Here is a 15702-nt window from a genome sequence, read left to right as displayed (position 1 = left end):
TTATTTACGCAGCACGACAGCGTTGCTTGAGCCGGTATTAATACACGCACTAAACACAAATAAAACAAGCGCTTTATTTCCACTTGTAATGATTAAAAACGCCCCGAATAACACAAACCGAAAAAACTTAGTCAGAGCCAGAAAATAATCTCAACACCGAAACCAACCAAACAGGCAACACAATGCAATACCGAAAACTTTCACACACAAAAAAAGCCCACTCACACGAAACCGTTTGCAAAACGCGACTGGAAGTGGACTTTGTTAATATTGTCAATTGTTACTGGAAGGTGATTATCACGTCAGAAAAACTTCAACCCTCGTCACTATCAGACCCTACACCGCTGTCCGAAAATTCGGAAAGCTCGAAAATCTCATCAAACACCTGTTCCTGAGTCCTGATATCGATTTCGCTATCCATACTGGTGTTCTGGAGATAGTCATTGATACGCAATAGTGCTACTTGGCTTAACGGATTACCCCTCAGATCGACATATGTGTCTTGGGTATCCGGGATCTCAAAAAAATCATCCCCGACATCAACAATATTGTTATCCCGTAAATCAAGAATTTTCAGTCTACTCAATTGCTCTACACCGCCAGGAATACCGGTCAGCCCCGAGTTAGCCAGATACAACTCTTTCATCTGACGCATGAATCCCAGATGAGGAGCGACACCCAACGGGTTTCCATCAAGCCTTAACAGTGTCAGCGTTTCGATTCTCGAAAGCCCCTCCGCATCATTTTCGGACAGTCTCAGTGAGCAATCTTTCAAGATCAGGTGTTGCAAGCCACGCATCTGAAAAATGCCCGGAGCGAATCGATCCATGCGCACGTTTTCAAGGACCAGATAAGCCAGGTTGGGGAAGCTGTCGAGAAACCTACCCAATTTCACACTTGGATTGCGCGCCTCCAGCCCCAGCCCGGCCACATGCTCGAATCTGGCGCTCATTTGCGGCAACTCGTCGGTGAAATCGATAAATGAATCGAAGCTTTCATCTGCTACGCCGTCAACTGAAAGCAGCTTTTGCTGCCAAGTGGATTGCAGTTTTTCGCTAAACCTCTGACGCAACCGCGATTGTTCAGCAAACGCCTCGGCGCTCCATTCCACTCCCTTTGATGGATGTGGAGGCACCTCAGCGCGCCACACTTCCAATTCATGACGCAGCGTGGCGAACTCATTTTCCAGACGACTTAAAACTCCAGAGGGGTCGTGCTGTAAACGCTTGTCGATAAAAGCAGCCACGTCTTCATCCGAAATTTCTGGATGAAGATCACGCACGCGACGTTCGAAAGACTTTGGCGATTCAGGCCTGACGTCGGCTCCGCCGCGCAATAGCCCTTCTTGCCGGCCTTGCGTTCTGGCAGCGTTGACGGTGGCTGGTAGCGGTGCCAGGCGCAGCACTTCACTCACCACTCGCCGCGATGGTGAAGGCTGACTACGGATTAATTTTTGCAGCGCCTGGGCAGCGTCGTCCGAGATGCCGAGCGATTGGCGATGTACTGGCAACAACAGGGTCCAGAGTGTCGTATACAGATTTTGCGCACCCAGAACGGACGGCGGGCCGCCGCTTGCAACGATGTAACCATCATCATGACGAATCAGCAGGTGACGATCCGATGACCGGGCATCGCCGATCGCCGCAAAGACGTCTCCGTCAATCGCGCCCTGGCGAATCTCGATACGAATCTGGTGGGGCCAATCCACGAGATCTCCGATCATATGCAGCACTAACCGATCACTGTCGGGATTGACTACCGCCTCCAAATAAATGCCTTCCACGGCCCTTGCCAAGCGAACTTCTCGCAGAGCCAATAGAGCCTCTAGCGCCACTCTCTGTGGGATGCCCGGTTGGTTATGCATATGCAAACGCTCGGCAGCACTGGTATTACGCCATATCGCTCGTGCAGCGGTTTTCGGTAGATCAGGAAATACCCGGCGCATCCGCAAAGTATCTTCATTACAATCGGACTCGAACGCATCCTCAACGTCTTTGAAGCGCGTGAAACTCTCAGGGGCTACCCGGCCCTCCGCCTGTATTTGCTGATCAAGTTCGAATCGCCTGAGGGTGTCCTCCAACAAAAAAGGCACAGGGCGATCATGCGCAATCACATCGCGCAGCACTGCTTCGTTGACCCCGCTCACTGCCAGCATGCGTACAACCGCGGTGTCGGAAAGCTGCGCAACGGAGCGTCCCGATCGGCGAAAAAGTTCTGCGGCCTGCGCTGCAATTAAATCGGAGATAGTAAAACCGTCACTCTCCACTGCAACCCAGAACCGGCCCTCGCTGTCAGGCCTTAACAGCGGACCGGAAGGATGCAGTTCTCTGGCATGCGTGGCGCGAAGCAGACCGCTCTCAGCGTCTCGGACCACTTGCACGATGTGGTTATCAGCCACGGCAACATACTGGCGATGCTTCAAGGTTTTGATACCCAGTGCAACGGACTCATCGAGACCCTCTTGTGAGGGTATCCAGTAGCTTTCCAGGGGATCTTGTGCGGAAAACCTTGGGAATTCGTCGAATGTGGAATACGTCGTGGTCGTGCTCACATTGATGCCAGACGTTATCGAAAGCGGATCTGATGAAGATGGCGAACGCATCGGTTCCTGATGATGTGCAACAGTCAAATGTGCCACTGTCGAAGACGAGGACAACGGTCGGTGGGAGACATCGATGCTGGAATCGGAGGGTTTGGTTGGGACAGATACAGGTTTGATCTTCGGCGGTTTGCCAGTCATGATCGCTCATCCTTGAGAGGGGGTGCGCTGGCCACACAGAGTGCAGGGCCAACGCGAGTCATCAGAAAAGCACTTTCGTGCATATGCTGATCATCGACATGGCAGCTTATCTGCAGTCGAAATGCCAAACGCATATACATCTACTACATTCACCGACATTGCATCAGTGAACGAACTCAGCCTCGTTGAAGATATAAATTACGCTCGTGAAAATTCACGCGGATTGCCAGTTTATGCTCAGTACCATATTCATCGATCGCGATGAAATGGAGGACGCCGCCATATTTTTGTGGCCCGGTGCTTTTCGAGTATTCAGATAGAGCCTGGACGATGGTCAACTCCCCGTCGCTTTGAGTATTTACGTGATAATGCTTCGAGTTCCATGTTTGCGCATCACTGGTAAAAGTGTATGCAAATGGATCACCCCTGTCAGGCAAAGAGACGACGACACTGGATGTTTCGGGACGCACGAAAATGCATTCCATGTAATTTGTTTTTATTTCGTTAAGCCGGTTACCACCCGCAAAATCGTAATTCTTGCCCTCTTCTGCCCCCTCTGCAATCCAGTCGACCAGCCGGATCTGCTTCCCACCCGGGTACAGTCCCAAATGGTACTTCCAGATACGGTTACCGGGCGACTCATTGCCAATCCTGGTCTGGTACAACCGAAATACTCCGTCTACACCATATGTCGAAGGCGTTTCCGCTTCTACAGTCACGCTGCTGTAATGAACACTGGCAGGCGTGGTTCCGTTACTGAGGATCGTCTCGCCATTCACGGACAGGCGCGCACCGATCTCAGTCGTTCCGGCGCTCGATGAGGAAACCCAGAACGTACGAACCTGTGGGTGAACGCTGTCATTCTCAAGATCATCGTCGTGCCTGTCTTCGGCGTCAGGTGCAGGACGTGCCTCACGCGTAAACCGCCCTTGGACTGCGCTCGCGACCCAACCATCGCGCAAGGTCTTGCCGGTCGCGTAATGAATAAGCTGGATGCTTTCCATTACATCTGCGGGTACATGCATTGCGTTGCCGTCGGCGTCCACTCCGGCAACGAGTACTTGAACTTTGACCTGCATTCGGCCATTAGCGACAAGTGCCCTGCTTTGAGTATTATTACCGGCATCAAACTTGACTTTTAAACTGGACAGCCCCGCCAGAGTGGGCGGATTGTCATTTTGATTATCTGTAACATCGATGCTTTCACTCACAATGCAGCTCCTTTGTAAGAATATAATTTGATACTGACATCGAAAATATGTCAGCGAAAAAACTACATACCCATCAAGCAAAGATCAAAGTGAAAAGTGTAAGAAATATGCGCGCGCCAGTCACAAACAACATATTTGCCATTAATCAACTTCAATGACAACAACGCACGATCTATCAGTGTTCGTCGTTATAAACGAACTTCGGCATTTCCCAATGGAAACGAATGGCCAGCAGACGCAACAGGAATCCGCCAAACAAAGTGATCAGAATGGCTTGTTCACCTGGCACATTGAGATAAAGACACAACATGTAGCACCACGCCGCAGCAAATGAGACGCTGGCGTAAAGTTCGCGGCGAAAGATCAAGGGAATATCGTTGCAGAAGATATCGCGAAGAATACCGCCAAAAACGCCGGTGATGACTCCGCTGACGGAAGCCACCAACATGCCGTGACCCATTTCCAGCGCCGTCATGCAACCGATCAAAGTAAATGCCACCAGTCCAACTGCATCGAGCACCAGAAACAGCGAACGCAGGTGGCGCATCCAGCGCGCAGCGAATACGGTGAACATCGCTGCCACCGAGGTCAGCACCAGATATTCCGGATGTTTGACCCAGGTCAGCGGGTAGTGCCCGAGCAACACGTCGCGCACCGAACCGCCACCGAGCGCGGTGATGCAGGCGATCAGCACCACGCCGAACCAGTCCATGCCACGTCGTCCGGCGGACAGCGCGCCAGTCATGGCTTCGGCGGTAATGGCGATCAGATAGAGCATCAGCAACATGATGGCAGTCCAGGCAGGAAGGCGCGCAGTCTAGCCATTTCAGCGCCGCACCAGAAGAGGGCGCGCCTTTCGCAAGCAGGCTCACGAAGGCGGAAAGCCGCTGCCTCAGAACTTGATGAAGTGCTTGCGGTAATGCTGCAACTCGGCGATCGATTCGCGAATGTCGTCCAGCGCCAGATGCGTGCTGCCCTTCTTGAAGCTGTCGCGCACGTCCGGAGCCCAGCGTGCGGCCAGTTCCTTGAGCGTCGAGACGTCGAGGTTGCGGTAGTGGAAGTAGCTTTCCAGCGCCTTCATGTGGGTATAAAGAAAGCGACGGTCCTGGCAGATGCTGTTGCCGCAGATCGGCGATTTGCCCTTCGGCACCCACTTTTCCAGGAAGGCAATGGTCTCAGCTTCTGCCTCAGCCATGCTGATGCGGCTGTCGCGTACACGCTGGGTCAGGCCGGAATTGCCGTGGGTGCGGGTGTTCCATTCGTCCATGCGCGCGAGCACTTCGTCGCTGTGATGGATGGCGATCACCGGGCCTTCGGCCAATGTATTCAGCTCACTGTCGGTGACGATGGTGGCCATTTCGATGATGACATCGTTGTCCGGGTCCAGACCGGTCATTTCCAGGTCGATCCAGATCAGGTTCTGCGGGTTTTGCATATTCGGGCTCCTAGGCAATGCTGCGCAGTTTAGCCTAGGCCGGTGGCCGGGCGTGCTAAACTCGCGGCCGTTTTACCTAATCGCTGCATTCTTCAGACGGAACACCCATGGCCAAACGCCAACTCAATCGTCGTCAAAACTGGCGCATCGAAAAGATTCAGGGCGAGCGCGCCGCACGCGCCGCCAAACGCGAGTCCTCGGCGGTCGAGGCCCTCGAGGGCGGCGACCTTGGCCCTGAGCAGCACGGCCTGGTGATCGCCCACTTCGGCGTGCAGGTCGAAGTCGAAGCGGTTGACGGCGAACTCGCCGGTCAAGTGTTCCGCTGCCACTTGCGCGCCAACCTGCCAGCGCTGGTCACCGGCGACAAAGTGGTCTGGCGCGCCGGCAACCAAGGCATTGGCGTGATCGTCGCGCAACTGCCGCGCAGCACCGAACTGTGCCGCCCCGACAGCCGTGGCCAGCTCAAACCGGTTGCTGCCAACGTCGACATGATCGTCATCGTGTTCGCGCCGCTGCCCGAGCCTCACGCCAACCTGATCGACCGCTATCTGGTCGCCGCCGAACATGCCGGCATCCGCCCGCTTCTGCTGCTGAACAAATTCGACCTGATTGACGAGCAGAACGCCCCGGCGCTGAACGCGTTGCTGGCGGTGTATCGCACGCTGGGTTATCCGGTGCTGGAAGTCTCGGCGCACCACGGCGATGGCATGGAGCAGCTGCAAAAGCAGCTCGACGGACGCATCAGCGTGTTCGTCGGCCAGTCCGGCGTCGGCAAGTCGTCGCTGGTCAACAGCCTGCTGCCGGAAGTCGAAACCCGCGTCGGGCCGTTGTCGGAATTGTCCGGTCAGGGCACGCACACCACCACCACCGCGCGCCTGTTCCACTTCCCCGGTGGCGGTGAACTGATCGACTCCCCGGGCATCCGCGAATTCGGTCTGGGCCACGTCAGCCGCGCCGACGTCGAAGCCGGTTTCATCGAGTTCGATGACCTGCTTGGCACTTGCCGCTTCCGCGACTGCAAGCACGATCGCGAACCGGGTTGTGCACTGCTCAAGGCGCTGGAAGATGGCCGCATCCAGCAGCAACGGATGAACAGCTATCGCTCGATCATCGCCAGCCTGCCTGAAAACGGCTATTAAACAGCCACGCCGGCAGCCCTGCGCGATGGGCTGCCGGTGGTCGGACTGCATCTGACTCACCCTCTTCTCTTAAACGTCAGCTTCTTCTGTAGGCACTTGCACGACTGCTTGCAGGACCTTTCTGTTTTGCCGCGCAGACCTTGTAGGCCTGAGCCAGCGGCCTACATTTCTTTCCTCCTTCGCTCACAGCGACCATCGAGGAAAGCCATGCCAACCTGTGTTTTGTTCATCATCCATTCGTCTCGCGACGCCCGCCCGTGCAATACCCACAGAATCCCCGGCGCGATCCGCCTGCACAAGGCGGTGTGACCATGCGCAAGGGATTGTTCATCGGTATCAACGATTACACGCATATCGGCGGGCTCAGCGGCTGTTGCAACGACGCCATGGCCATGGCTTCGGTATTGAAAAGCAACGCCAACGGCGACCCCAACTTCAAAAATGTCGTACTGACGTCTGCCGAGGATTACCTGAGCCGGGAAAAACTCGAAGACCAGATCCGCGAGTTGTTTTCCGGTGACTGCAACGTCGCCCTGCTGTATTTCGCCGGTCATGGCGGTTTCGATGCCGACACAGACGAAGGCATGTTGATCCCGCAGGACTACCGCAACGCCAAGGACGGCATCCGCATCAGCGACATTCTCAACTGGGCGGAAAAAGCCACGCGGATCAAAAACAAACTGATCATCCTCGACTGCTGCGAAAGCGGTTCGGCCGGCGAAGTGCGCGCCCTGCGCAGCGAGAACAGCATGGTCAGCGAAGGTATGACGATCCTCACCGCCTGCAAAAAAGCCGAGCCGGCGCTGGAGGGCGCGCAGCACGGCGTGTTTACCGGCCTGCTCCTGCAAGCGCTGCATGGCGGCGCGGCGAATATCCTCGGCAAAATCACCCCCGGCAGTCTGTATTCCTTCGTCGACAACGCCCTCGGTGCCTGGGAACAGCGTCCGGTGTTCAAGACCAATGTGTCGCAGTTCATTTCCCTGCGCGAAGTCTCGCCGCTGATTCCCAAGGAGATCCTGCGCAAATTGCCCGACTGGTTTGCCGAAGCCGAATCGGTCTTGCCGCTCGACCCCAGCTACGAACCCACCGAGAAGGCGTTCGTGCCTGAGCACGGCGAGGTCTTCGCCCAGTTGCAGAAGTGCAACCGCCACAGCCTGATCGAACCGGTCGACGCCGAGCACATGTACTACGCCGCCATTCACTCGACCGGCTGCCGCCTGACGGCACTCGGCGCCTATTACCGCGAACTCGCCCTCAAAGGACATTTCTGATGCCAGTCTTTATCAGCTATCGCCACATGGATCGCGCCCATGCGATCGCCATCAACACCCGCCTGACCCAGGCGAAGATCAGGACTTACCTCGACGTGCTGGATCCGGAATCGCAGACCACCGACGACATCACCGGGGTCATTACCCGCAACATCACCGAGTGCACGCATCTGCTGGCGGTGGTATCGGAGAAGACTGCACTGTCGTGGTGGGTGCCGTTCGAGATTGGCGAGGCGACGATCAGCAACCGGCGGATCTGTACGTTCAAGACCGGACCTGCGCAACTGCCGATCTATCTGGACAAATGGCCGAAGCTGAGCACGGCCAGCGAACTGGATTTCTTCATCGATGCGTATCGTGATGAGGTGTCGAACAAGCGGTCGATGGCGCTGGATTCGATCAGCGAATCGGTCAAGGGGGCTTACAAGCGCGATGCGGAGATGTTTCATGAACAGTTGAAGAACCGGATTCGTCGCGGGTTTTAGAATTTTGTCACTTTCGAAAAGCCCCTCACCCTAACCCTCTCCCAGAGGGAGAGGGGACTGACCGAGGTGTCCTGCGCTGTTCGTCGACCTGAAAGATCGCAGCGATTATGGATTCGGTAAGACAATTTCACCTCGATACATTTATCAGCCATCACCAAATCGGCTCCCTCTCCCCGGGGAGAGGGCTGGGGTGAGGGGATTGCTGACAACGCAATAAACGTCGCGCCGCGAACAAAAAACCGACATTACTGTCGGTTTTTATCGATCACTGCTTCAGCGCTGGCGCCGCCCCACCCGGCTCGGCCGGTTTCGGCGCCGCATCGTCAAACAGATTCAACCGCTCGCGCAACTCGTGAGCCGGCACTGGCTGTTTGTCCGCCGGCAGCGCATTCGGATCAACCGGGGCTGCCGGAGCAGCACCGTTCTGACCTTGATCCGCCGGTTTCGCCGCCTCAGGCCCCTGCGCACCTTCGATGGCGGCCTGGGCTTTCTTCGTCAGCACGACAATATCGATGCGGCGGTTGACCGGGTTGAACGGATTTTCCCGATCAAACAACGCCGACGAGGCATAACCGACCACCCGCGCCACCTGTGCATCCGGATAGCTGCCCGCGACCAATGCGCGACGCGCGGCGTTGGCGCGGTTGGCCGAGAGTTCCCAGTTGCCGTAATCGCCAGTGCCAATGTACGGCTTGGCGTCTGTGTGGCCGCTGATGCTGATCTTGTTCGGCACCGCTTTGATGGTGTCGGCCATGGCCAGCAGGATGTCTTCGAAGTACGGCTTCAGGCGTGCGGATCCGGAGTCGAACATCGGCCGGTTCTCGGCGTCCATGATCTGGATGCGCAAGCCGTTCGGCGTGATTTCGAAAAGGATCTGATCCTTGAACTTCTGCAGTTGCGGGTTCTCGTCGACCTTGTTCTGCAGTTCTTGCAGGAGCAGTTCGAGACGCTCCTTCTCGACCTGCTCGGCCATGCCTTCAACCTGATCGGTGTCGACCGTGACCTTGTCCGGTTGCGGCTGCGACTTCACTTCCGGGTTGAGGGTGTTTTCCGGCGCCAGGGTCGGCGTACCGCCGAGGTCGATGATGTACGGCGTGCCGCTTTCGGAGAAGCCGACCGGGTCCTTGAAATAACCGGCGATGGCGATCTTCTGTTCCGGCGTAGCGGTGGACAGCAGCCACAGCACCAGGAAGAACGCCATCATCGCCGTGGCGAAGTCGGCGAAGGCGATTTTCCATGCCCCGCCGTGGTGCCCGGCGGCAATGCGCTTGACGCGCTTGACGATGATCGGCTGATTATTTTCCATTTCTTAACGACCGCGAACCGCTTGTTCCAACTCGGCGAAGCTTGGACGGTGCGCCGGGTACAGAACCTTGCGCCCGAACTCGACCGCCAGCGACGGCGGCATGCCGGACGCCGAAGCCACCAGCGAGGCCTTGATGGCTTCGTAGACGTTCAGTTCTTCCTTGGCATCGTGGGCCAGGGAATGCGCCAGCGGACCGAAGAAACCGTACGCCGCGAGAATACCGAAGAAGGTACCGACCAGTGCCGCACCCACGTGCAGACCGATCGACGCCTGGTCGCCCTCGCCCAACGAAGCCATGGTCACCACGATACCGAGTACCGCCGCAACGATACCGAAACCGGGCATGCCGTCGGCGATGCCGTTGACTGCGTGGGATGGGTGCTCGAGGTCTTCCTTGAGGCTGTAAAGCTCCATGTCGAACAGGCCTTCCAGTTCGTGCGGAGCCATGTTGCCCGAGGACATGATGCGCAGGTAATCGCAGACGAACGCGGTCATGCGTTCATCCTTGAGCACCGCCGGGTACTTGGCGAAGATCGGGCTCGCGGCGGCATCTTCGATGTCGCCTTCGATGGCCATCATGCCTTCGCGGCGGCTCTTGTTGAGGATCTCGTAGATCAGCCCGAGCACTTCCAGATAGAAGGTGTGGGTGAAACGCGAACCGAACATGCTCAGGGATTTCTTGAGCACGTGCATCGTCATGTAACCGGGGTTGGCCTGGAGGAACGCGCCAAGGGCCGCACCACCGATGATCAACACCTCGAAGGGCTGGATCAGGGCGGCAATCTTGCCGTGGGAGAGCACGTATCCGCCGAGCACGCTCGCGAATACGACGATGATGCCGATAATTTTAGCCATAGGTAGAAGGTACTTGTTTAAGTCGGGTTCAAGGTCATATTCGGAAGTTAAAAAATCTCTTCTTCTACTTATCGGCAAAACTGCGCCAGACTATAGCCAGTTCAGGCGAAAAGCCAATTTAGCCCATGCCGGGCGCGTCTACAGTCAGTGAAGATCTCGTCCAGACATGGCTAATGAAACGAACATTCCACACGCGCAACCGACCACCCTCCAGGCTTGGGTCAAGCTGCTCGACAGCGTTCGCCTGCCCGTACCACAAGAGGCTCACGACAAAGTCTGCCGGGCGATCCGCGACAATCGCAGCTCGCTGCGCGACATCGCCGAGTTGATGCAGGACAGCCCGGCGCTGGCCTTGAGCATCATCCGTGAGGCGAATCGTCACACCCACGGCACCATGGCCGCGCCAGCGGAAAATCTCGAGGTGGCAATCAATCGCCTGGGCCTTACGCGCACCGAAGAATTGCTCGCGCGCCTGCCCGCCGAACCGCACCGGCAGATCCCCAAGGCCTTGCGTCAGTTGCAACTGATCAGCCAACACGCGACACAGCAGGCCAACGGTTTTTTTGCCAGTCGCCTGGCGCGGCTGTGGCAGGACATCCACTGGGGCAGTCTGCTGTTTTTGTCGCCGCTGTGGCCGTTGGCGCTGACCTATCCGCAGTTGCTCGAAGAGTGGGAACTGCGGGTGATCCACAAGGGCGAGTCGGCGCGTGTGGTCGAAAAGCAATTGTTCGGCGTGCGCCTGTTGAAAATTGCCGAGGCACTGGTCCAGGCCTGGCATCTGCCGATCTGGGTCGAGCAAGGCTACAAGTTGCTGCTCAGCGAACAACGCGAACTGGTCAAAGTGCTGCGCATCGCTCGTGACAGCGAGCACCCACTGCGCCAGCAGAATCGCCTCGACGAGGATCCGACGCTACGCCGCTGGCTCAATCAACCCGCCAATACCGTGCTGCTCGCCAACGGCCTGGCGCTGTCGGCGCAACAGGCCTGGGACAGTCCGCACAGCAAGCGCTGGCAGTACCTGACCAGCCTGTATCTGCAGATTTCCATGGACGAAGTGCAGCAACAGCTGCACCAGCAAGCGGCGAACAGCGCGCGTCAGCATGCGATGCCTGATTTGTGGCACCCGGCGGTTTCGCTGATCTGGCCGTGGGGCACTCGTCGCTTGCCGGCCGGCATGCTCCCGGCAGCAGCGCCGAATGCGGATGATCTGGGCCAGTGGCGTCGGCAATGCGCCGAACTCCTCGCCGAGCCCAGCCGCTTCACCAATGCCATGAGCCTGACCGTCGCCGCCCGCGAGGCACTGGTGGCCAGTGGCATGCGTCGGGTGATGATTCTGATGGCCGACCGCACGCACTCGACCCTGCGTGTGCACCAGACCGCCGGTTTGCCGAAGGATGCGGCGGCGCTGAGTTTTGTAGTCAGCCAGAGCAAAGTCCTGCAACGCCTGCTCGCTCAGCAGGCGCAGGTGCGGATCACGCCGGAGAACAACGCGCAATTCTCTGCCTTATTGCCAGCGAGCCTGCGCACGTTGTTTCGCGGTGAGCATCTGTTCCTGCGTTCGCTGGTCAACAACGGCCGGGTGATCATGATCGTCGTTGCCGATCAGGGCGGCGGGCCGTTCGCCGACATCACCGTACAAGCCTTCGGCAAAACCGCGCAGTGCATCGAAAAAGCCCTGCACAGCTTTAGCAGCCGCGGCCAATGAGCCTGCGCTACAATCCTCCCCTTTGTGCTCTGGAGACCTCACATGTCTGACTTCTCTGGCTTGCCGCTTGTCATCGAGCCGAGCGACCTGCTGCCGCGTCTGGAGTCCCCGGAACTGATTCTGGTGGACCTGACCAGCCCTGCCCGGTATGCCGAAGGTCACTTGCCCGGCGCACGTTTTGTCGACCCGAAACGCACCCAGCTCGGCCAGCCACCGGCGCCCGGGCTGATGCCGGCGAAGGCCGATCTGGAAGCGTTGTTTGGTGAACTCGGTCATCGCAAAGATGCGGTCTATGTCGTGTATGACGATGAGGGCGGTGGCTGGGCCGGGCGTTTCATCTGGCTGCTCGATGTCATTGGCCACGACAAGTACCACTATATAGACGGTGGTCTGCCGGCCTGGCTGGCGGACGGCATGCCGATGTCGATTCAGGTGCCGGCCGCCGTCGGTGGCCCGGTCTCGCTGACCCTGCACGATGAACCGACCGCCACCCGCGAATACCTGCAAAGCCGTCTCGGCGCCGCCGATCTGGCGATCTGGGACGCGCGTGGGCCGCTGGAATATTCCGGCGAGAAAGTCCTCGCCGCCAAGGGCGGACACATCCCCGGCGCGGTCAATTTCGAATGGACCGCCGGCATGGACCAGACGCGTCAGCTGCGTATCCGCAGCGACATGCCGCAGATCCTCGAAAACCTCGGGATCACCAAGGACAAGGAAATCATTACCCACTGCCAGACCCATCACCGGTCGGGCTTCACTTATCTGGTGGCCAAAGCCCTCGGTTATCCGCGGGTCAAGGGCTACGCCGGTTCCTGGGGCGAATGGGGCAACCACCCTGATACGCCAGTCGAGATTCAAGGTTTTAAGGACAACTAATGAAAGAGCGTCTGTTTATCCTCAGCCAGTACCTGCTGCCGCATCACCTGCTGTCGCGCCTGGCCGGCTGCATCGCCGAATGCCGTGTGCGCTGGTTCAAGAATGCCTTCACCCAATGGTTTGCCAAGCGTTATCAAGTGGACATGTCGCAAGCACTGGTCGAAGACCTGACCGCTTACGAGCACTTCAACGCCTTCTTCACGCGCGCCCTGAAAGACGGCGCGCGTCCACTGGACGAGACCCCGGGCGCGATCCTCAGCCCGGCCGACGGTGCGGTGAGTCAGCTCGGCCCGATCGAGCACGGTCGCGTGTTCCAGGCCAAGGGCCACAGTTTCAGCGTGCTCGAATTGCTCGGCGGTGATGCGGCCAACGCAGCGCCATTCATGGGCGGCGATTTCGCCACCATTTACCTGTCGCCGAAGGACTACCACCGCGTGCACATGCCACTGGCCGGCACCCTGCGCGAAATGGTCTACATCCCGGGGCGCATTTTCTCGGTGAACCAGACCACTGCCGAAAACGTCCCGGAGCTGTTCGCCCGCAACGAGCGCGTGGCGTGCATTTTCGACACCGAACGCGGGCCGATGGCCGTGGTGCTGGTCGGTGCGATGATTGTCGCTTCGATCGAAACCGTGTGGGCCGGTCTGGTCACGCCACCGAAGCGCGAGCTGAAAACCTTCCGCTACGACGAAGCCGCACGCGCACCGATTCATCTGGAAAAAGGCGCGGAACTGGGGCGCTTCAAGCTCGGTTCAACGGCGATCGTGCTGTTTGGCCCGGATCAGGTGAAGTGGGCCGAAGAGCTGGTGGCCGGCTCGCCAGTGCAGATGGGCCAAGGTCTGGCGCTGCCAAAAGCGTGACCCTGTTCGCGGAAGCAGCCGAGGCTGCTTCCGCAAACTGCGGCATTTGCTGCTATGGTTTTGCTCATGAGCCAGACCAACTTTTCTCCCAAGCTGCGCGCTCCGACTGCCACGCAAACGCGCCTGTCGTTCTGCGACGCCAGCCCGCGTGACCTCAAGCGCTGGATCGCCGGCCTGCCCAAGGCCAACATCGGCGAAACCGCCCGCCTGCTCTATCAAGGCCTCGGCGAACTGAACCTGTTGCTCACTCCCAGCGACAATCGCCTGCAACTCCTGGAACTGCTGCGGCCCGAGGTGTATTTCGTCTGCCAGCATCTGGAACGGCACTTTCTCCATCAGGCGATCATGCTCGACGAGCGCTCGCGCAAGGTCAGCAACCTGTGTCAGGCGCTGCAAGGTCAGTTGGCCATCGGCTATAAACAGATCGTTCTGCGCATTCTGCCCAAATACAGCAAGGACCGCGCGACATTGGTCAGCACCGCCTTGCAACGCGCGGCGCATGCCCTCAAGGCGCAACTGGTGCGCGCCACGCAGTTGTACAGTTCTCCGCCGGAACATGTGTGGTTCGAATTGCATCAGCTGTATCGCAGCGCGGCGCAAATGCAGCTGCAACAACGGCGGCTGCGCGATGATCTGGCCTTTTTGACCAGCGAACTGAGCGTCGAACAGACCTACATCGCCGCCCTGCTATTGGGCAGTGCCCGTTGCAACCAATTGCGTCAAAGCCAGATTGCCCGGCTGGCCGAGGTGATCGAGCCGTGGAGCGCCCTGCTCAAGCTGCATCCCGGCAGCGCCGACGACGGTTTGTTCGCCATCAGCCCGGAACTCGATGTCGGCCCGCGCTACCGCAAGATGTTCCGCAGCGAACAACAGAGAGGGCTGCTGGGCTTCGATCCGCAACCGCTGGTCAAACAGCTCGAAACACACTTGCTGCAACAGCCGACTTCGACACCTTTGCCTGTCTCGGCCGGGCTCAGCATCGATACCCTGCAACATCTCCATGCCACTTGGGGCCAAGCGGCGGAACGGAGCTTTCAGCGGATCGCCGGCCAAGGCACATTGACTGTGTGCGTTGGCATGAGCGCCCTGCACTTCTACCTCGGCGGCGAGCGCACCTTCAGCGAATTGCTCAAACATCCCGGTGCCCGCGCGGCAAACTTCAGCAGCGTCGTGGCCAACGGCGAAAAGGACAGCTGGAGTCAGGCGTTCGACGCTGCCCCGCAAAGTAACGATGAGCTGTTGCCGTACGAGGAAATCCAGTACGACCAGTTGAGCGAAGAGGAAGGCCCCGGCAACGCGCCGAACTATCCGACTTACGCCTTGCCGGTGATCAACCATAGTCCTGGCGGTTATTGCCTGGCCTGGCCCAGCGAAGTACCGGCGGAGTTGCAGGCCGGGGAAATGCTCGGGATTCAGGACAGCGAGGGCAAAGGCTGGAGCATTGCGGTGATTCGCTGGATCCGCCAGGTGCGCGGCAGCGGCACGCAGATGGGCATTGAACTGGTAGCGCCACACGCGCAGCCGTGCGGCTTGCAACTGGTGCGAACGAAAGATGATCACAGCCAGTATTTGCGCGGTTTGCTGTTGCCGGAAATCAGTGCGATCGATGTGCCGGCCACCGTGCTTGCGCCGCGCCTGCCCTTTCAGGAAGGCAACAAGGTGTTGATCAATACACAGGGCGAAGAACACCGCGCCGGGCTGGATCGGCGGGTGGCGAGTACGCACAGCTTCAACCAGTTCGCCTATCGCTCGCTGGATCCTGCGCAGAATGGCGGGGGTGAGGAGGATTTTGATTCGTTGTGGAATTCGCTTTAAAGCA

At 58.3% G+C, this 15702-nt stretch carries 13 protein-coding genes; 7 read left to right on the top strand and 6 right to left on the bottom strand.

Going from position 1 to position 15702, the window contains the following annotated elements:
- Positions 1-313: 313 nt before the first annotated feature.
- From OK411_RS03660 to orn, 4 genes are all read right to left on the bottom strand, one after another.
- Positions 314-2740, bottom strand: a complete 2427-nt coding sequence (locus OK411_RS03660; protein ID WP_264364437.1) for a leucine-rich repeat domain-containing protein — start codon at positions 2738-2740, stop codon at positions 314-316.
- A 176-nt stretch (positions 2741-2916) separates the two neighbouring features.
- Positions 2917-3951 carry a hypothetical protein gene (locus OK411_RS03655; protein WP_264364436.1) on the bottom strand — a complete coding sequence of 345 codons (1035 nt, stop codon included), beginning with the start codon at positions 3949-3951 and terminating at the stop codon, positions 2917-2919.
- Positions 3952-4126: 175 nt separating this feature from the next.
- Entirely contained in the window at positions 4127-4741 is a 615-nt protein-coding gene (locus OK411_RS03650) for a trimeric intracellular cation channel family protein (protein ID WP_174823854.1), read from the bottom strand.
- A 102-nt stretch (positions 4742-4843) separates the two neighbouring features.
- A complete protein-coding gene (gene orn, locus OK411_RS03645) occupies positions 4844-5386 on the bottom strand; it encodes an oligoribonuclease (RefSeq protein WP_016771957.1) in 543 nt (180 codons plus the stop codon).
- Between the two features lie 107 nt (positions 5387-5493).
- Between orn and rsgA the strand changes: the two genes are divergently transcribed.
- From rsgA to OK411_RS03630, 3 genes are all read left to right on the top strand, one after another.
- A complete protein-coding gene (rsgA, locus tag OK411_RS03640; protein ID WP_024011360.1) occupies positions 5494-6525 on the top strand; it encodes a small ribosomal subunit biogenesis GTPase RsgA in 1032 nt (343 codons plus the stop codon).
- A gap of 311 nt (positions 6526-6836) precedes the next feature.
- On the top strand, positions 6837-7796 hold the full coding sequence (locus tag OK411_RS03635; RefSeq protein WP_264364435.1) for a caspase family protein: 960 nt from the start codon (positions 6837-6839) through the stop codon (positions 7794-7796).
- Complete coding sequence (locus OK411_RS03630; protein ID WP_264364434.1) at positions 7796-8281, top strand: toll/interleukin-1 receptor domain-containing protein; 486 nt, start codon at positions 7796-7798, stop codon at positions 8279-8281. Before OK411_RS03635 ends, OK411_RS03630 begins: the two co-directional genes overlap by 1 nt.
- 265 nt (positions 8282-8546) lie before the next feature.
- Here OK411_RS03630 and motB read toward each other — a convergent pair whose 3' ends face one another.
- Positions 8547-9587 carry a flagellar motor protein MotB gene (gene motB / locus OK411_RS03625; protein WP_264364433.1) on the bottom strand — a complete coding sequence of 347 codons (1041 nt, stop codon included), beginning with the start codon at positions 9585-9587 and terminating at the stop codon, positions 8547-8549.
- 3 nt (positions 9588-9590) lie between these two features.
- Positions 9591-10442: a flagellar motor stator protein MotA gene (gene motA / locus OK411_RS03620; protein WP_016771962.1), complete on the bottom strand. Its 852-nt coding sequence runs from the start codon at positions 10440-10442 to the stop codon at positions 9591-9593.
- Positions 10443-10608: 166 nt separating this feature from the next.
- Here motA and OK411_RS03615 point away from each other — a divergent pair, with 166 nt between their 5' ends.
- The 4 genes from OK411_RS03615 (at position 10609) to OK411_RS03600 (ending at position 15698) form a co-directional block, all read left to right on the top strand.
- Positions 10609-12147, top strand: coding sequence for an HDOD domain-containing protein (locus OK411_RS03615; protein ID WP_264364432.1), 1539 nt, complete (start codon positions 10609-10611; stop codon positions 12145-12147).
- Between the two features lie 42 nt (positions 12148-12189).
- The gene (rhdA, locus tag OK411_RS03610; RefSeq protein WP_136492346.1) at positions 12190-13023 is read left to right on the top strand and encodes a thiosulfate sulfurtransferase; all 834 of its coding nucleotides are present in this window, start codon (positions 12190-12192) and stop codon (positions 13021-13023) included.
- Positions 13023-13883 carry an archaetidylserine decarboxylase gene (gene asd / locus OK411_RS03605; RefSeq protein ID WP_024011354.1) on the top strand — a complete coding sequence of 287 codons (861 nt, stop codon included), beginning with the start codon at positions 13023-13025 and terminating at the stop codon, positions 13881-13883. Before rhdA ends, asd begins: the two co-directional genes overlap by 1 nt.
- Positions 13884-13949: 66 nt before the next feature.
- A complete protein-coding gene (locus OK411_RS03600; RefSeq protein ID WP_264364431.1) occupies positions 13950-15698 on the top strand; it encodes a molecular chaperone in 1749 nt (582 codons plus the stop codon).
- Positions 15699-15702 lie beyond the last annotated feature (4 nt).

The organism is Pseudomonas sp. RG1 (assembly GCF_025910115.1).
Classification (GTDB): domain Bacteria; phylum Pseudomonadota; class Gammaproteobacteria; order Pseudomonadales; family Pseudomonadaceae; genus Aquipseudomonas; species Aquipseudomonas atacamensis.
This window is presented reverse-complemented; position numbering and strand designations above follow the sequence as displayed.